Annotated in this window: 16 protein-coding genes; 11 read left to right on the top strand and 5 right to left on the bottom strand. The window is 46.3% G+C overall.

Annotation, left to right across the window (positions count from 1 at the left end):
- Positions 1 to 180: 180 nt before the first annotated feature.
- Positions 181 to 1,056: a cation efflux pump FieF gene (gene fieF, locus L865_RS0112765; protein ID WP_028773609.1), complete on the bottom strand. Its 876-nt coding sequence runs from the start codon at positions 1,054 to 1,056 to the stop codon at positions 181 to 183.
- A gap of 76 nt (positions 1,057 to 1,132) precedes the next feature.
- Complete coding sequence (locus tag L865_RS0112760) at positions 1,133 to 1,609, bottom strand: Spy/CpxP family protein refolding chaperone (RefSeq protein ID WP_037471095.1); 477 nt, start codon at positions 1,607 to 1,609, stop codon at positions 1,133 to 1,135.
- Positions 1,610 to 1,827: 218 nt separating this feature from the next.
- Here L865_RS0112760 and L865_RS0112755 point away from each other — a divergent pair, with 218 nt between their 5' ends.
- Positions 1,828 to 2,511, top strand: coding sequence for a response regulator (locus L865_RS0112755; protein ID WP_028773607.1), 684 nt, complete (start codon positions 1,828 to 1,830; stop codon positions 2,509 to 2,511).
- Between the two features lies 1 nt (position 2,512).
- Positions 2,513 to 3,883, top strand: coding sequence for an ATP-binding protein (locus L865_RS0112750; protein ID WP_028773606.1), 1,371 nt, complete (start codon positions 2,513 to 2,515; stop codon positions 3,881 to 3,883).
- A 36-nt stretch (positions 3,884 to 3,919) separates the two neighbouring features.
- On the opposite strand, the gene L865_RS0112745 is transcribed toward L865_RS0112750, so the two are convergent.
- A complete protein-coding gene (locus tag L865_RS0112745) occupies positions 3,920 to 4,942 on the bottom strand; it encodes a helix-turn-helix domain-containing protein (RefSeq protein ID WP_028773605.1) in 1,023 nt (340 codons plus the stop codon).
- 44 nt (positions 4,943 to 4,986) lie between these two features.
- Positions 4,987 to 6,588 carry an SLC13 family permease gene (locus L865_RS0112740; protein ID WP_084632532.1) on the bottom strand — a complete coding sequence of 534 codons (1,602 nt, stop codon included), beginning with the start codon at positions 6,586 to 6,588 and terminating at the stop codon, positions 4,987 to 4,989.
- Between the two features lie 321 nt (positions 6,589 to 6,909).
- Here L865_RS0112740 and L865_RS0112735 point away from each other — a divergent pair, with 321 nt between their 5' ends.
- The 8 genes from L865_RS0112735 (at position 6,910) to L865_RS0112700 (ending at position 15,667) form a co-directional block, all read left to right on the top strand.
- The gene (locus L865_RS0112735; protein WP_028773603.1) at positions 6,910 to 7,545 is read left to right on the top strand and encodes a hypothetical protein; all 636 of its coding nucleotides are present in this window, start codon (positions 6,910 to 6,912) and stop codon (positions 7,543 to 7,545) included.
- Positions 7,546 to 7,563: 18 nt separating this feature from the next.
- Positions 7,564 to 8,037, top strand: coding sequence for a CYTH domain-containing protein (locus L865_RS0112730; RefSeq protein WP_028773602.1), 474 nt, complete (start codon positions 7,564 to 7,566; stop codon positions 8,035 to 8,037).
- A 3-nt stretch (positions 8,038 to 8,040) separates the two neighbouring features.
- A complete protein-coding gene (locus tag L865_RS0112725; RefSeq protein WP_028773601.1) occupies positions 8,041 to 9,378 on the top strand; it encodes a hypothetical protein in 1,338 nt (445 codons plus the stop codon).
- A gap of 292 nt (positions 9,379 to 9,670) precedes the next feature.
- Positions 9,671 to 11,038 carry an OprO/OprP family phosphate-selective porin gene (locus L865_RS0112720; protein ID WP_028773600.1) on the top strand — a complete coding sequence of 456 codons (1,368 nt, stop codon included), beginning with the start codon at positions 9,671 to 9,673 and terminating at the stop codon, positions 11,036 to 11,038.
- Positions 11,039 to 11,052: 14 nt separating this feature from the next.
- Positions 11,053 to 11,877, top strand: a complete 825-nt coding sequence (locus L865_RS0112715) for a hypothetical protein (protein ID WP_028773599.1) — start codon at positions 11,053 to 11,055, stop codon at positions 11,875 to 11,877.
- A 96-nt stretch (positions 11,878 to 11,973) separates the two neighbouring features.
- Positions 11,974 to 12,642 carry a DUF47 domain-containing protein gene (locus tag L865_RS0112710; RefSeq protein WP_028773598.1) on the top strand — a complete coding sequence of 223 codons (669 nt, stop codon included), beginning with the start codon at positions 11,974 to 11,976 and terminating at the stop codon, positions 12,640 to 12,642.
- 11 nt (positions 12,643 to 12,653) lie between these two features.
- Complete coding sequence (locus L865_RS0112705) at positions 12,654 to 13,697, top strand: inorganic phosphate transporter (protein ID WP_028773597.1); 1,044 nt, start codon at positions 12,654 to 12,656, stop codon at positions 13,695 to 13,697.
- 38 nt (positions 13,698 to 13,735) lie between these two features.
- A complete protein-coding gene (locus L865_RS0112700; RefSeq protein ID WP_028773596.1) occupies positions 13,736 to 15,667 on the top strand; it encodes a methyl-accepting chemotaxis protein in 1,932 nt (643 codons plus the stop codon).
- Positions 15,668 to 15,683: 16 nt separating this feature from the next.
- Here L865_RS0112700 and L865_RS0112695 read toward each other — a convergent pair whose 3' ends face one another.
- Complete coding sequence (locus L865_RS0112695; RefSeq protein WP_028773595.1) at positions 15,684 to 16,328, bottom strand: TetR/AcrR family transcriptional regulator; 645 nt, start codon at positions 16,326 to 16,328, stop codon at positions 15,684 to 15,686.
- A 123-nt stretch (positions 16,329 to 16,451) separates the two neighbouring features.
- Between L865_RS0112695 and L865_RS0112690 the strand changes: the two genes are divergently transcribed.
- Positions 16,452 to 17,315, top strand: coding sequence for a LysR family transcriptional regulator (locus L865_RS0112690; RefSeq protein ID WP_028773594.1), 864 nt, complete (start codon positions 16,452 to 16,454; stop codon positions 17,313 to 17,315).
- Positions 17,316 to 17,329 lie beyond the last annotated feature (14 nt).

The following is a 17,329-nucleotide window of genomic DNA, read 5'->3' as shown; positions in this document are numbered from 1 at the left end:
TACCAAGATAATTCTTCAATTGAAGAATAAAGTCTAGGAGAACCACTCACAAATTGGCAGTAAAATAATTCCTCGATTTGGGATCTATGTGGAATTTATGCCCGTTTCACTCACACCAAACCGCCATATAACCTAGTAATAGCTGACCACTCAATGCAATTCGTGGCCAGCACGTTAATACTAATTCCTGGCGGGATCTTGATGAACAATCACCTCAGCATCATCAAACAGGGCTGCAACTCGATGCTCAGCGGCATCGGCAATCTCATGGGCCTGATGCAGGCTTAAGTTACCATCTAACTCAAGGTGAAATTGCACAAAAGTTGTTTTGCCCGATTCGCGGGTACGCAGGTCGTGAAAACCAATAATGCGGTCATCTTGATTAATATGACTGGCAATTTGGGCTCTCACCTCAGGTTCCAGCTCTCTGTCTAACAAACTCTGAATCGAGCGATACCCTAAATCAATTGCTTGCTGGCCAATAAACAAGGCGATCAGCACAGCAAACAAACCATCAGCCCACCACCAGCCGTAATAGGCCAGCACCAAAGCCAGCAATACCGCCGCATTGAGCAGTAAATCAGATTTGTAGTGCAAGGCATCTGCCTCAATCACAGTGCTGGAGGTAGCGGCTACCGCCTTTTTCTGCAACATCACCAAAGCAAAGGTCAATATGATGGCAATAATTGAAACGACGACGCCCAACATAGGGCTATTTACTGGTGCCGGGTTGATGAGACGATCGCCGCCATGAAATAACAATAAGAAGGCGGTACCAAGAATAAACGCCGATTGCGCCAAGGCGGCTAAAGGTTCGGCCTTACCATGGCCATACCTATGGTCTTTGTCAGCCGGGACAATGGCGTAACGAATCGCAATAAAATTAACGATTGATGCGAGTGCATCGGCAAAGGAGTCTGTGAGAGAGGCGAGCATACTGGCCGAACCTGAATAAATCCAGGCGGCCAGTTTGATAATAATCAGGGTAAAAGCGGTAGCGACAGCAGCGCGGCTGGCTAGTTTTACCCAAAAGTCATATTGGGAAGCTTGCGTCATAACGTTATATCACTACTTTATGTAGGGGGAAGCATATAACGTTAGTTTACATCAAATAAGTCAAATGTGGCCGACTTTACCTGTGTTTACGCTTACCCTTTTTCTCAAAGTTAGCTTTGAATTTCTCTTGTTGCTCAGGGGTTAGCAATTGATAAACCTGATTTTGTGCTTTAAGCATAATGACACCAGCCTGTTGACGCTTTTGCTGCTTGGCATCAAGTAGCTGCGCAGCTTGCGCTTCATCAAAACCGTCTGCCGTGATTAGCGCTAGCATATCAGCTTTATGGCTTTGGCGATCTTCATTGCTTGCACCTAGAGCTTTTACATCTTCGCGGGTCTGCTTAACAATGGTTTTAACCTGTTCACGCTGCTCATCAGTTAAATCCAAACCGCGGAACATCTTTTTCAGATTGCCATGGTGTCCACCACGCTCCATCTGATGGTAGCCACTTTTTTGTTGGCCATTATCATTAGCATAAGTTGCCGGCGCCATCATCACGGCTGAACTGGCGAGTAGGGCAATAACACCTGCTTTAAGTTGACGAGTATTCATAATGTTTCTCTCTTGTCGATGAAGTTGCTACCAGTTTAGACCTTGCAATGTAATTGAGGGTTTAGCTAAGGTAAATCACTGTAAATATGTTGCAAACAACTGTGTCAGCGCTGAAACTAGCCTATCCGCCAAACTTTACACAGAATTACATAGCTAGACTGCAATTGACGTCTAAATGGGTATACTGGCACTAGATATACATTTCAAAGAGGTAGCGCATGAGCCACATATTACTAATTGACGATGATCTTGGCCTTGCCGAGTTACTGGCTCAGTTATTAGAGTTAGAAGGATTTGAGCTGACTTTAGCCCACGATGGCCAAAGTGGATTAAATCTAGCGCTTACTCAATCTTTCGATCTTATCTTGCTAGATGTGATGCTACCGCAAATGAATGGCTTTGAGGTTCTCAAAGCCCTACGCGCACAGAAGCAAACCCCCGTATTAATGCTCACCGCACGTGGCGACGAAATAGATAGAGTGGTGGGTTTAGAAATTGGCGCCGATGACTACCTGCCCAAGCCATTTAATGACCGTGAACTCGTGGCCAGAATTAAAGCCATTATTCGCCGCACTCATCACACGACAGAAGAGAGCGCCAACACGGTACTGGAGTTTGGCGATATCAAACTGGATGCCAGTCGCCAAGAGGTATACTGCCAAGAGCAATCCCTCATCTTAACCGGCACCGAGTTTGGGCTGCTACTAGAAATGATCCAGCACGCTGGCGAGTTAATCAGTAAAGACCAGCTCAGCGAGAAAGTGTTGGGTAAAAAGCTGATGCCTTTTGACCGCAGCCTAGATATGCATTTATCTAATTTGCGTAAGAAGCTACCTGAGCGCACCGATGGCCGCCCACGGGTAAAAACCATTCGCGGCAAAGGTTATATTTGGCTGACTTAACATGATATTAAGCACCACGCCCAACCGTATATTTATTAAGTTACTGCTCGGCTTTTGGCTGTGCAGTAGCTTAATTATCGCTGCGGTAGGCTTGCTACCATTACTGCAACAGAACCACGACCAAGCCCCGCTGCCACCGCACCTTGAATCCTTACTGTCGCGCATTGCCAACCGCATTGTCGAGCAACCCGATTTACTAGAACAGCGTCATTTTAGGCACTTTCGCGAACTCAAGAACTTTCGCGGCAAACCACTGCGTATCTATTTGCTCAACGATCAGGGCCAAGTAATTAACCGGGACCGCATGTCGCGGGGAATGCGCCGCTTTATTCTAATGGCCGAAGAAGCCAACCACCCAATCAGTCACCAATTTAAAAATGAGCTGATCTTTGGCCCCTATGAATTCAGCGCAAGAGGCAAAAGTTATAGCCTTTATGGTCGTATTGATGATCATCATCCACGGCCGTGGTTTTTCTTCTTTGCTGAAAATAAACTGCTGACATTAAGCTTAGCAATCCTGCTATCAGGATTGCTATGTGGTCTCCTTGCGTGGCATTTGGGCAAGCCTTTGCGCTCGTTAAAACAAAGCGCTGAAACCTTAGCTAGGGGCGATCTTAAGCACCGCGTGGATGCCAGCACGAGCAAACGCACCGATGAGCTTGGACAGCTCGCGCAAGCCTTTAATGGCATGGCGGATGCCGTTGAAAACATGGTCAATAGCCAACAACGACTTATCAGTGATATCTCCCACGAGCTGCGCACGCCGCTCACTCGGCTGCAATTGGCGTTAGCTTTAGCGCGCAAAAAAGAGCAAAGCTCTAGCGAGATAGAACGAATTAGCTATGAAGCCGAACAACTTGATCAAATGATTGGCGAGCTGCTGGAGTTATCACGGGTAAAACTGAATTTTAATGACTCTAAACATTCATTAGCACTCAACGAAACATTAACCCAAGTGCTCGATGACGCCGACTTTGAAGCTGAGCAACAGCAAAAACAGCTGGCGATTGAGATTGATGACGATATTATGTTGCCCACTTACCCGCGGCCATTGGCTCGTGCAGTGGAAAACTTACTGCGCAACGCAATTCGCTATGCCGATAAGCAAATATCCATCTCTGCGCGCAACAACGGCCCCACGGTGGAGTTAATCATTCTTGATGATGGTCCGGGTATTGAAGATGAGCAAGATTTGCTATCAATATTTGAGCCGTTCTATCGTCCGCAAACAGCGCGAGAAAGAGAGTCGGGTGGCTGGGGATTAGGCTTGGCCATCACTAAGGCGGCAATCGATGCGCACCAAGGCACCATCCGCGCCAGTAATGCGCAGCCTCATGGCCTAAAGGTTACCATTAGTTTACCAAGGTATTAGCGGCGCACGTTGACCGTCACCGCCTTAGCTCAGCAGTTACTCCACGCCACTTATCAAGTGGCGGCTGCTGTCTAGCACTTCGGTAGCGGTTTTACCTAAGGTATACCTGCCAGATAGGGGCTGATTAACGTTGTAATCGTGCTGCCACTGGGCAAAATGTTGATTGAGCTCCGCTAACGACGTCACCTTATTGGCCTTTAAGAAAGGTTCAAAAAATGCGTTGTGGGCAAACGCCTGAAATCGCGCAGCTAAACCATTCACGACCGGACCGTTATACGCACGCATTTGAATGTGCTTAATCTGGCTTTGCGCCAATACGTCATTAAATGCGGCGCCCTTTTTACCCGAAAACTCGGTACCTCTATCGGTTAAGATACTATTGATAGGTAACTGCTGTGACTGATACCAAGGCTGAACGATATTTTGCAAAAATTCGGCCGCCGATGCCGAACTGTTGTCGGTCATCACCACCGCAATCGCATATTGGCTATAACCATCGACAAACGTGTGCTGATAAAGCTGACCTAGCGGGGCTATATCCCCCAAATCAAAGGTATCCTGCACGCAGATATCGCCGGGGAAAAGGCATTCAAATACCGGATCATCTGGAGTGAGCTTGTGTAGTTGCTCAAGATGCTGCTGCTCTAGGGGGGACCAAGACTGCTCATGTTTAAGCTTGGCATTAAGGGCTAACAGTCGGTTTTTGCGAGTCTCTAAGTTATGCCGCACCCATATTGTTCTCACTCCCGATGCCGACACATTGCAGCCGCGGGCAGTCAGTAGCTCGGCGACTTTGGCCTGACCATAATTGGGATAGTCGAGCGCAATCTCTATCACCTGCTCTTCTACTTCGGCAGACACTCGGTTTTTCAGTGCCGGCTTCTTGCGCGAGAGGTTTTTCAGGCCACGCTCGCCGGCTGTGGCATATTGCTTTTTAAAGCGGTAATAACTGTCACGACTATAGCCCATTATCTCACAGGCCTTACTAATACTACCAAGCTCTTCTGCTAGCTGTAACAGCGCTAGCTTACTGCGAATTTCATTGTTCTTGGCACTCATACTTTATCTCGCCTGACAATCATTAAAAATACTACGTCGATGCACTACCAGAATACACCATTGGGTGCGTAACCTAACCATTTAAACCAAGTCTCACCCATTAAAATACTGCTTGCCCAACCAATCATCAACATGGTGAAGCCAAACTTGAAGGTATCACTCAAACTATAATGATCGGTCGAATATAGTAACAACGCAGGCTTACTATTAAACGGTAAAACGTAAACATGTTCAATGAGTAACGCCACCGGCAACGCCAAGCTCATAATGGGAAAATCAAATCGCTGCGCAATACCGATAGCAATCGGCACAAACAACATAGTCCGCATGGTCTTGGACTGAAATACCAGTGATGACAATAACATCGCCCCTGTAAGCGCAATGTAGAACACGCTAAACGGTGTACTTTCATCTAAACCAAAATACTCCAGGCTGAAATTCACCGCCAGATTCGGTAAATCAGTCTGTTTAAAACCAGCACCTAAAGTGTACGCTCCCGCTGAAAATAGCAGTAAATGCCAGGGCACATCCACCTCATTCCAGTTCACCACACCAATACGTGGACACAGGGCAACGATGGCGCCAATAAAGGCAATCGCTGTGGCACTGACTCCATGGTATTTATCCGTAGCCCAAAAGAATAAGATGGTGACAAATATCACTAGAGATTTGATTTCACGCCACGACACCTTGCCCATTTTATCGAGCTCAGATTGCAAACGCTCCATGCCACCTTCAATCTGCGGCAAGCGCTCTTCTGGTGCTAAAGGAAAGAAGATTTTAGTCGCCACTAGCCAACCAATGACAATCATACACAGCACAATCGGCAGTGCGACAATCATCCAGTCTGCAAAGAAAAAGCTGCCGCCTATCGCCCCGGCAATCAAACTCGCTGCCAACAGGTTAGCGCCAGAGCCTGTCACAAACGCGCCGGCACACAGATTAATTTGCAGTAAATTTTGCAGCACTAAGTTACGGCCAAAGTTGTTTTTATTGTCACCGCCACGGGCGCCATATACCGCTGCAATCACCATGAAAATCGGCATCAGAATGGCGGCTTTAGCGGTGGTGGCTGAAATAAACGCGGACAGCACTAAATTGATCACCATAAAGCTATAAAAAATCGGTGTTGCACTGGTGCCAAATCGGCAAATGAACCATAGCGCAAAGCGTTTGGCAGCGCCGGAAGTCACTAACATAGACGCGAGAATAAATGACAGGATATTGAGCCACATAATCGGATGACCTAACTGGGCATAAGCCACTTTTTCCGGTAATACTCCAGTTAGCACCATCGCAATAATCACCATCAGCGAGGTTAAGTAGTTGGGAATGGGCTCGGTGATCCACAAAATGACTGCGGCACAAAAAATGGCAAGCATTGCAGTGCCGCGAGCACTAAACATAGCGAGACCATCGGTTTCAAACCGCTCTAGTGCGGTCTGACTTAATGTTTGTGGGTCAAAGTTAACTAAAAAGCTCGCCGGCTCTGCCATAAGAATGCCCACAAATACCGCTAGAGCGATCCAAATACCTGCTTGTGCCAACCAGAGTTCGAAACGACTTTTTGACCTAACGGGGAGCGTTTCCATTCGATATTGGCTCATATCGAGCGGGTCGGTTTGGGGCACTTCAGTTTTAGACATTATTCTTATTCCCTAAGCGAATTAACTGTAAAACAACTTTACCCATATTGGCTTAATAAAAAGGCGATCAAGATCAACAAAAAATACTTTTAGTTTTAAATAAAAAATAAACAAAAGAAAGCAACCAGTAAAAACGATCAAATCAAAACACTGTTTTAATTGAATTTAATTTATAGTAAACATCAAAAAATGAAATTGAATGTAAGATTAGATCTAAACTAATTTTAATAAAACTTGATCTAGATCGATTTTTGTTGACGATTTTGTCAGTACTGTATTTAGGCAGTCCAAACAAACACAAATACTTGTAAGGAAACCTCAATGTCAGCACTTAAAATTGGTGAAATATCTAAGCCTCGATTTGAATTTCGTACCTTTGGTCAAGACTTTAGCGCCGCAGCAGAGCGTATGGCACGCTTGTCTAATCCGGTTCCAGAAAAAGTTTGGCATCGCGAAAGCGATGAAATCTATATCATGTCGCGTACCAATGATCTCAATAACACCAAAATTCGCGATGGCAAGATGGATGTGAAATCTTATGTACAAACCGTAGATGGACTTGAGCAATGGGATCCAAAGCTCAAAGCCGAGTTCCCCATTAGCCGAGCCCAGCTGGTTGAAGAGATTTTTCCTGCCTTTATGGTCGAACTTCCTGAACTGACTCAAAACCAATACAGCTTTGACGAGTTCATCGCCATTATTGATGCCCACGCTGATTTGCAAGCGGTAAAAATTCACAAGCAACGCTTTGGCTATATGGTTAACGACACCATTTGTGAAGTGGCCAATGTGCTGGTTAATGGTGCCAAGATTGTCAGCATTAACAGCGAATCTACTGAGCTAGAAGATATTCAAAAAACCATTAAGGATGTGCAGCTAGAAGGCGTAGAAAACATCAACTATTTACAAGCTATTAAACGTGTTATCGGTATGAAAAACATGCCGTTAGCAAACTAAATATAGGAGAACAGCGCAATGGCTCAAGAGATTGAACGTAAGTACCTAGTCAAAAATGATGACTTCAAACATCAAGCTGCTCGCGCTGTACGTATTGTACAGGGCTACCTAAGCAGCGTACCCGAGCGCACAGTCAGAGTACGCATAAAAGGTGAAAAAGGCTTCCTAACCATCAAAGGAATCGGCAATGAATCTGGTGCTTCGCGCTATGAGTGGGAGCAAGAGATCCCTGTTGAAGAAGCCAAAGCATTACTGGCCATCTGCGAGCCTGGAGTCATTGATAAAACACGTTACCTGGTTGAGCATCTTAACCACATATTTGAAGTCGATGAGTTTTATCAAAGTAATCAGGGCTTAGTTGTCGCTGAAGTGGAGTTAACTAGCGAAGATCAAGTGGTCAATAAACCCTCTTGGTTGGCGCAAGAAGTGACTGGAGATGCACGTTACTATAACTCCATGCTGATGAAGCAACCCTACAGCACCTGGCAATAGCCCATGACAGTGTCGCTATTTAAAGCTGACCAGTACCACCTTAACGTGCGCGCCGAATTTCCGGCCCACGTTAAGCGCGCCCAGCTTAAGGTTCACTTTTTTCTTCCCTCGCAATTGGCCGAAAATAGCGACATTGCCAACCCCAGTAGCTTCTATCAAAATCTATCACAGAAGCAAGTGATTAGGTTTGATGAAACCGCCAGTGTGGATTCAGTGCAGCGTGCACTATTCACTTTAAAACATACGGCATATGCACAAGCCCGGACCAATCAACGCCACTACCGACTAGCACTGTCTCACTTTGTCACCGACATCCGTCAGTTACTTAACGGTGCCGATGAGCCACTACTATTACAACTGAATGACGCGATCGAGCAATGTTGTGCAATTCATGACAACGAGCAACTTCTTGGTCAAGCACGACTATATAAACTCGCCCGCCACCAGCTCATCTATGATTTGCACCAGTCGCTGCTGGCACTATTGCGCCAGCAAAACTCAGCAGATACGCCTAGGCTAAGCCGATTACTCGAGCGCAATATTGCCTTAGCAAAGCAGCATAAATTTAAGCTGCATGATGACAGTGAAGAGGGCCAAGAGCGTTTACTGAATAAGCTCCATCTCGGCCGAAAAGTGATAAATACGCCGTATAAAGTCAAGCGTAAGAAACTCAAAAACGGCCAATATGCTGAGCAGCTGATTTTTGGTGTAGCGGCTGCGCTAGCGATGGCATTCGCAACCGCAGTGGCATTTTTCACCCAGCAAGCATTTGGCAATTTCTCTACACCGTTCTTTTTCTCTTTGGTTATCTCCTACATCCTCAAGGATCGAATTAAAGAGCTTGGGCGGCAATATTTAATGCAAGTGTTTTCTTCTCGTTATTTTCAACACCAGTCTCGCTACTATCAAGGCAGTCGTCAGGTAGAAATTGCTGCCACCACTGAGAGCTTTTTTAGCCAATCACAACAGCATTTACCCAAGCAAATTCAGTCGATATTAAATCGCCGCCCGGGACAAGAGACGTCCCAGGATAGTCGTCATTGGGTCTACCAACGACGTTACAATTTTAACACTGAGAAACAACGAAAAAGCAAAGAAAAGTTTATAGATGAACTTACAATTAACTTAAGTAAAACTTTGCGTTCTTTGCCGAAAATCCTCAGCAACCATCACTACCAGCAAGGGCAAAACATTCGCCTAGCGACGGTACACAAAGTCCATACAATTCACCTGTTGATCAGCGTAGATTTAGGCGATGGCTTGACCTATAGTCAGCACCGAATCGTCACTAGCAGAAAAGGGGCTCACGGTATATACAAGATCGAAATCAATAACTTATAGTCGAAACCAGTATTAACCAACTCACTTTTATTACGCATAAACTCCCTTGTGATTGAGCGTCGCCTCCCCACGCCTTAAACTAAATCTCTCAACTTATACTGAACTATATCACTGCTAAAAAACCATCATTACTCGCAAAAATAAAACAAAAACATTTTGTACGATTAAGTTGAAATTAATAGACATGGATCAAGTTTTTCTTACCGCGATCTGCTTACTATTAGTTCATCAGGAAACAGCAGATTTCTTACACCGCGTTAACATCTAGAATAAGATATTAAGGATATGCATTATGGTGAACAAAAATGGTTTTTCTCGGTCTCGCATTGCCGTTGCAATCTCAACCTCACTACTGTGTTTTTCATCAGCCGCGATGGCGACTGAAGCAGATAAAATCACTGAGCTAGAGGAGCGCCTAAACGCGCTAGAAATTGAGCTCATAGAAGCAAAAGATGCTGCCAACGCTAGCGATAGAGTCAAATTTGAAACCGGTGACCCGTCACCAGAGTTAATGTCCAAAGATGGCCAATCAACCATGCAGTTTACGGGGCGTATTCAGCTCGACTATGTTAACGCCGATCCTTTCTATACCGGCAACAAACTGGAATACCAAGAGGGCATTAATGAAGTCAGCTTCCGCCGTGTTCGGTTTGGGGTAGAAGGGTATTTCTCCAATGTATGGAAATACTCGCTGGAATTTGATTTTGATGGCGTGTCAGAAGTTGAAGTTAAAGATGCCAACGTCAATTACCGTGGGTTTGATAACAGCGAAATTAAACTCGGTTTCCAGAAGTTTGGTTTTGGCCTTGAGGCCACAGGCAGTTCAGCCCATTTAGCATTTTTGGAACGCGCCAGTACCGATACCTTCTCACCTGAGCGTGCGGTTGGTGCTTCTTGGTTGTACTACGGCGACGGCTATAATTTTAGCGCTGGCTACGGTGTGACAGCCTTGGTGAATGATGATGACCTCAATGAAAAGCAAGACGTATTTAATGCCCGATTTACCATGGCCCCCATCAACAACAGTGACCACCTATTGCACATAGGCGCCAGCGCACTGTGCACCAAAAACAATAGCAATATGGAAGAGACCCGTTACCGCGCTCGACCAAATACCAAAGCCACGGGTCGTTTGATTGATACGGGTAAATTCAATACCCAATCAACCCAGCATTATGGTTTGGAAGCGGCATACCAACATCGTAGCTTACTGATGCAAGCCGAATACATGCTAGCAAAAACCGATGATCTGTACATTAAGGGCGATAACATGGGCAGCGCGACCTTTAACAGTGGCTATGCACAAGCAGTTTATACCTTAACAGGAGAGAGCTGGCGCTACGGCGATAAGAAAGGCACCTTTAAAACGGTTAAACCTGAAAACGCACTATCAAAAGGTGGTTATGGTGCCTGGGAAATTGCCGCGCGAGTCGACTACGCTGATTTCAATGATACCGATGCCAACATCTATGGCGGCAAGAAAACCGACTATGTTATTGGCGTTAACTGGTATATCGAAAACAACTTAAAAGCGCAGTTTAACTACGTGCATACCAAAGCCGATTATGAACAGGGGTTCGAGCATCATAGCGACCCCGACCTGATGTTGTATGAGCAAGACGGCAACATATTCCAAGCCCGCTTACAGTACGCATTCTAAAAGGAGCCAAGCAGATGAGAAACAATCTATTTCTAATCGGTCTGGTCAATTTATGCCTAAGTTCAAGCGCTTATGTGTTATCACCAGAGCAATTTACTTCGTTGGAATATCACGTCAATACTGGGGTAGGTAAAACATTACCCTATGGCGCGAATAAGCTCAGTAACGACTTCAAACAAGCTTTTGACTTCATCACGTTTGACGATGATATCTCGGTTAAATTAGTGACTTATATTGATACTCCTAACCGCGCTTTTAAAGCCAAAGATATCAATATTCGAGTGAGAGAGCATGTCACTAAACCGCGCAAGAGCAAAATTACCGTCAAACTCCGCGCTGAAGACCCGCAAGGTTTTGGTGATGTGAGCCAGTACCGTAAAGCGGAAATCGATTTTACCAATGGTAAGGCGGCTTACAGCGTCAGCTACGATATTCCCTACTCACCTGGCGATATTAACGTCAAAGATGTTGATTACGAGCAAGTGTTTAATATCTTGAAAAAAGATAAAGCAATTTGGTCTATCGTCGGTGATATCTATCAAGCCAACCAACAAGATCTTGCACAAACCATTGTTATGCGTACCCATGGTTGGGAGGGTGCACTTAAGGATCGTCGCTTTGATGATTTGGAAATAGACTTTCAACTTTGGACGCCCTACTACCGACAACCGCGTATCACGTTTACTGAGTTTTCATTTAAAGGCAGCTTAAAGAATCAGGACAGACTCGAACAAGCTTATGAGCATTTATTTGAACAGGTCAACGCCGTCAATCTAGGACAGGGCCATCAAGGCTCTAAAACTAAAGCGACGTTTGAAATGAGTAACGCCTTCAAGTAGTACTGCGCGACCACTGCAGGCTCGCTAGTCCCTGCTCCCGTCTAGCGAGCCTGCCACCTCAAAAAATCCCTACTTCCCTCACGACAAGGAGATGCCATGTTTGGCTTTTCTCGGCTCACTACGCTGCTTTCTCAGTCCCAATCGACCGAAACCAAGGTCTATCTGTTCTTAGATCAAGTCACTTTATCGCATCATAAATCGGTAGAAATGTGGACTAGCTACTTAAACTACGGCCCACAAAGCGACGTCTTTGCCCAAGCACTAAAAGAACTGCAAGAGATTGAACATCAAGCGGATTTACTTAAACGCGAAATCGAACAAACCCTGTATCGAAAAACCTTGATCCCCGATCTACGCTCCGACGTGGCTTCACTTATCGATCTGACCGATCGATTAATCAACCGCCAAGAGACTATTGGCCTGCATCTTAAAATTGAGCAACCATTGATTCCCCAGCCTGTAGGCCAAGAGCTGCTGGCTTTACTCGATATTGTTGGTGCAACCATCGACCATACATTGCTGTGCGCCAAAAGTTTCTTTACCGACTTGCAGCGAGTACAGGAGTATCACACCAAAGTCATCGCTTTTGAGAGTCAAGCCGACAAGCAGTGCACCCGCACCAAAGTGATGTTATTCGATACCGACATGCCACTCGTGAATAAAATCCAACTGCGCTATTTTTGCGACCGCTTAGACCAAGTCGCCAACTTGGCCGAAGATATCAGTGACCGCATTGCCATCTTCACCCTCAAACGTGTGCAGTAAGGGGCGACAATATGGATATTGCGATTTGGGTCTTTCTCTCTAGCGGCTTATTTCTCGGCTGGTCACTAGGCGCGAATGACGCTGCTAACGTTTTCGGTACCGCTGTAGGTTCGAAAATGGTCAAGTTTTCCACCGCGGCCCTCATCTGTTCGGTTATGGTGATTCTAGGCGCGGTGATCAGTGGCGCTGGGGCATCACACACCTTAGGCGCGCTAGGAAAAGTCTCTGCCATAGGCGGTGCATTTACCGTGGCATTATCTGCCGCTACCACGGTTTATTTTATGACTAAATCCGGCCTGCCGGTCTCTACAGGCCAAGCGATTGTGGGCGCTATCATCGGTTGGAACCTGTTTAGCGGTATGCCTACAGATTCAGAAGTGCTGACTAAAATCCTCAGCACTTGGGTGCTCTGCCCTATTTTAGCGGCCATTACCGCGGTGTTACTGTTCAAGCTTGTGAGTACCAGTATCGCGCGATTGCGCCCAGGGTTGTTCCAACTGGATAAATGGACCCGCATTGGATTAATCCTTGCGGGTGCGTTTGGTTCTTATAGTTTGGGGGCTAATAATATTGCCAACGTAATGGGTGTATTTGTACTCAGCGCTCCCATTGATCCAATGGATCTGTTTGGGCTGACATTAACCCCGGCCATGCAGCTGTTCTTCATTGGCGCCGTCGCCATTAGCATCGGCGTATTTACCTACTCTAAAAAAGTGATGTTAACCGTAGGCGATAACCTCATCGCCATGACGCCTGTTACCGCTTGGGTGGTAGTGATGGCTCATTCAATTGTGCTGTTTATCTTCTCATCTCAAAGCCTATCCAATGCCTTTGTTAGCTTAGGTTTACCCGCAATCCCGCTGGTGCCGGTATCGAGTTCACAGGCGGTGATTGGCGCGGTGGTTGGTATCGCATTATTGAAAAAGTTACCGGTACAGTGGCGAGTATTGGGGCGGATTCTAATCGGTTGGGTCATCACACCAATTATGTCTGCAATCGCCTGCTTTATTGGCTTGTTCATCATCCAAAACCTGTTTAAGCAAGTGGTCATTTAGCGCCACTGTGCTCTGCTCTTTGCCAACAAAGGTGCGCTATGAAGCTACGTCATCGATTTAATGCCTTACTGATCCCCTTAGTCACATTGGCACTCGTTAGCATTGCCTATGTGTGTATCAGCCTAAGTTTGACTATGATGCAAACGGCATCATCGAATGCCATGCAAACCAGTGCAGCATTGCTCCGTGACAATATCAGTAGTTGGGTGAACAACCACCAGCACACCTTAGCTGCACTGGCAGAGAGTCCATTTGTGCACTTAGCGACAAAAGATCAGGCTTGGCAGACCAAGCTATCGGCTCACTTAGCGGCCACAGCCCAACACAATGGCGCCAGAAACATCGCGTTATTGGACAGTCAACAACAGGTGATTGCCGCCAGTAATCCACAACGTATCGGTAAAAACTATCAAACCATGCCCTATGTCACGCAGGCGCTGAACAGTAAGCAACTGGTTATTTCTGAACCTGTGCATAGCCGAGTTGATGGCAAGTTATTGGTCACTTTTGCCCAGCAGGTTTCCCGCGACAATATCTTATTCATGAGCCTACCACTGGACAATTTTTACAACGAGTATGTCGACTTGAGCCAAACTCAGCCCCATAGCAGCAGTTTTGTTCTGTCGAGTCGTTGCCAATTGGTCGCACACCCGCAGCCAACGCTAGCGAACGAACAACTTGATTTAGATAGCTTATGTCATTTGTCTGAACAAACGGTGCAGTTTAACCAAGCACAACTTCACTATCGCGGCTGGGTGGTCAAAGAGCCAACTAGTGGCTGGTCAATTATCAGCGCCGTAGATACCCAAGTGTTAATTGCCAATGAGCGTAAGTTGATACTTGTTAGCTCGGCTGTGGCTGCTGTTGCCATCATCATTGTGGCACTGCTAATTGTTAAACTGGTGAATGTCGTCACCCGAGGTTTGAGTACCGTTTCCAGCGCCGTGGCTCACCTTGCAGAAGGGGATATTCAACTCAGTCAGCTAAATCAAACAGCTTGGCACAAGCTATTGCAACGCCAAGATGAGCTTGGGCATATTGCCCATGCGGTGGCGCATTTGGTGCAAGTACAAAAGCAACAGATTGCCACGGCAGAGAAAATTGCCCACGGCGATCTCGCCTTTGAGGTGCAATTGACCGGCGAGCGAGACGCACTGGGGCTAGCGCTACAAAAAATGCTGCTGAATTTGTCCCACCTAGTACGCTCGGTGCAGCAGTGTACCCAAGCCATTGAACAGAATAGTCATGATCTTAACAACGGCAGTCTAGATCTGGCTCAAGGTGCAACCGAACAGCTCGATTTGGTCACCGCCATGAGCTCTGCACTACATGAAATTGATAGCCAGACTAAAATCACCGCCACGGCTTCAACCGATATCAATGTACAAGGTCAACACAGTTTAACGCAGGCCAGCCAGAGCCATCAGCAGATGCAGCAGCTATCTTTAGCCTTAGCGCAGATGCGAACTTCTGGCGATGAGATTGCCCATATCATGAGTGAAATCACCAATATTGCCGATCAAACTAACTTAATTGCACTGAACGCGGCCATTGAAGCGGCCCGAGCGGGCGAACATGGACGAGGGTTTGCCGTCGTTGCCGATGAAGTTCGGCAGCTTGCTAATCGCACGGCTACCGCAGCCTCAAAAACCACGCTATTGGTTAACGCATCCATCACGCAGATGGCCGACGGCAACGATATTGCCGCACAAACCGAGCTGGCATTTGAGGGGATTGTGGCACAAATGGATCAAGCCACTTCACATTTGGCATCGATTGCCTCTGGCTGTCATGAACAAGCTCAGGCCACCGATGAACTCACGCGAAGTTTGGCACAAATAGAAGATGCCAGCGGTCAAGTTGCCAGTATCTCACAGCAAGTGGCGCAGGGCGCCGCTCAGCTTAGTGAGCTGACTAATCAGCTAAGCACTGATTGCAATAAATTTCACCTAACGCCGGCTAAGACTTAGGACACTTGGCTAACACTTAGGCCGCTTTGCTACCCTGCAGTTGTTGCAGCCATTGGCTAAAGTGGGCTTTGGTGGGAATGCGCTTATCTGAGTGACCCAATAAGTGAGTAATGGCGTAGCTGTATTGATGATATAACTGCGGATCATCTGCTGACTTGTTGTCGTCATCACAGTTAATGATCGCGCCACGCAAGTATTGAGAGACGAGCTCGTGGCGATCAAAGCCTTCTACCAAGCCTATCTCAGCAATGGTCGCTGCTAGCCACTGTTTGTATTGCTGGTAGTGATGGTTGAATTGGTCTCGGTAGTAATCACCTGCAGCATTGAGGATATCTTCATTGGGCATCACCCGCTGAATCACAAACTTCTGCTGCGATAGAACATGATGCAGACGCCAGCAATGGTGATATAAAAAGCGTAAAAATGGATTGCTATAACGCTGTTCATCCAACTGCGCTTGGGCCAAACACATTTGCAAATCATCTACCGCTACTGCAACGATTAGATCGGCCTCACTGGGAAAATGATTATAGATAGTACCTTTAGAAATTTGGCTGGCTTTAACCAAATGTGAGCGACATAAATCAAACGATTTATGGCCTTTGAGGCAACGTTGAGCAACCTCAACTAAATATTGTCCACGCTGTTCCCAGTTACTCATATCGACCCCGTCACACTTTGTTAAATGGCATGAACATTCAGTTCACAATACCAATATAGCAAGCTTTGCGACTACCCCATATTGAGTAATACTGATACCACTATCAATAAACTCAATAGCACTATGTTAAAGATAGAACTACTTGAAAGTTTCATCGCTGTGGCAGAATGCGGCAACCTCTCTAAAGCCGCTGAACAAGTGTGTCGCACCCAATCAGCATTGAGTTTGCAAATCAAGAAATTGGAAGAATCTGTGGGCCAAACCCTACTGGTTCGAGACAACAAAGGCGTGCAGTTGACCGAATCAGGTACAACACTACTCAACTACGCTTATAAAATGATGCAATTGAGTTCTCAAGCGCTTGATGACATCAAAGATTGTCAAAATCGAGAAGTGATTCGCCTAGGTGTTCCCACTGACTACATCAAACGCTATTTAAGTAGCTGTTTATTGGAGTTCATTCGTGAATTTACTTGTATTGAACTGGTGATCGATACCGATGTCAGTGGCAACTTATACAAGCGCCTACAACAAGGTGAGTTTGATCTGATAGTGGCAACTCACTGGCAACCGCCAGCCCACGGAGAGCTATTGTTTGAGCGCAAATTCCATTGGGTCTCGGCAAAAAATGGTCTGGCCCATACTCGTGATACCATCCCGATGGCGCTATACCCTGAAAACTGCCCGATCCGCGCGCAAGTTTTTGCTAACCATCAGATTTCTATGCGACCCATCAATGTATTACTGTCGACCCCATCGCCGCAGGCTTTGTGCATGGCGGTTGAAAACGACTTAGTCGTAGCACCTATCGCAGAGTTTCGCATCACAGACGCGATGGAAATCCTCGACCCTATGGAGCATGGCCTACCCTGTTTGCCGACATTTAATGAGTCACTTTATCTCAACCCAGAGACCCAAACAGATGCTACCATGCAGCTGATTTCATTGATAAAGGCAAACGTACTGGAGTTAGCTGAAGTCCCTTAGCACAAGCTGTGGTT

The organism is Shewanella waksmanii ATCC BAA-643 (genome assembly GCF_000518805.1).
GTDB classification, from domain to species: domain Bacteria; phylum Pseudomonadota; class Gammaproteobacteria; order Enterobacterales; family Shewanellaceae; genus Shewanella; species Shewanella waksmanii.
The sequence above is the reverse complement of the archived record's forward strand: the minus strand, read 5'-3'. Positions and strand labels throughout refer to the sequence as shown.

Excerpts from the sequence above, each read along its gene's own strand:
- L865_RS0112755 (WP_028773607.1), top strand. The coding sequence starts at position 1,828 with ATGAGCCACATATTACTAATTGACGATGATCTTGGCCTTGCCGAGTTA.
- L865_RS0112705 (WP_028773597.1), top strand. The coding sequence starts at position 12,654 with ATGGATATTGCGATTTGGGTCTTTCTCTCTAGCGGCTTATTTCTCGGC.
- L865_RS0112730 (WP_028773602.1), top strand. The coding sequence starts at position 7,564 with ATGGCTCAAGAGATTGAACGTAAGTACCTAGTCAAAAATGATGACTTC.
- L865_RS0112735 (WP_028773603.1), top strand. The coding sequence starts at position 6,910 with ATGTCAGCACTTAAAATTGGTGAAATATCTAAGCCTCGATTTGAATTT.
- L865_RS0112760 (WP_037471095.1), bottom strand. The coding sequence starts at position 1,609 with ATGAATACTCGTCAACTTAAAGCAGGTGTTATTGCCCTACTCGCCAGT.
- L865_RS0112750 (WP_028773606.1), top strand. The coding sequence starts at position 2,513 with ATGATATTAAGCACCACGCCCAACCGTATATTTATTAAGTTACTGCTC.
- L865_RS0112695 (WP_028773595.1), bottom strand. The coding sequence starts at position 16,328 with ATGAGTAACTGGGAACAGCGTGGACAATATTTAGTTGAGGTTGCTCAA.
- L865_RS0112720 (WP_028773600.1), top strand. The coding sequence starts at position 9,671 with ATGGTGAACAAAAATGGTTTTTCTCGGTCTCGCATTGCCGTTGCAATC.
- L865_RS0112725 (WP_028773601.1), top strand. The coding sequence starts at position 8,041 with ATGACAGTGTCGCTATTTAAAGCTGACCAGTACCACCTTAACGTGCGC.
- L865_RS0112740 (WP_084632532.1), bottom strand. The coding sequence starts at position 6,588 with ATGTCTAAAACTGAAGTGCCCCAAACCGACCCGCTCGATATGAGCCAA.
- L865_RS0112715 (WP_028773599.1), top strand. The coding sequence starts at position 11,053 with ATGAGAAACAATCTATTTCTAATCGGTCTGGTCAATTTATGCCTAAGT.
- L865_RS0112745 (WP_028773605.1), bottom strand. The coding sequence starts at position 4,942 with ATGAGTGCCAAGAACAATGAAATTCGCAGTAAGCTAGCGCTGTTACAG.
- L865_RS0112700 (WP_028773596.1), top strand. The coding sequence starts at position 13,736 with ATGAAGCTACGTCATCGATTTAATGCCTTACTGATCCCCTTAGTCACA.
- L865_RS0112710 (WP_028773598.1), top strand. The coding sequence starts at position 11,974 with ATGTTTGGCTTTTCTCGGCTCACTACGCTGCTTTCTCAGTCCCAATCG.
- fieF (WP_028773609.1), bottom strand. The coding sequence starts at position 1,056 with ATGACGCAAGCTTCCCAATATGACTTTTGGGTAAAACTAGCCAGCCGC.
- L865_RS0112690 (WP_028773594.1), top strand. The coding sequence starts at position 16,452 with ATGTTAAAGATAGAACTACTTGAAAGTTTCATCGCTGTGGCAGAATGC.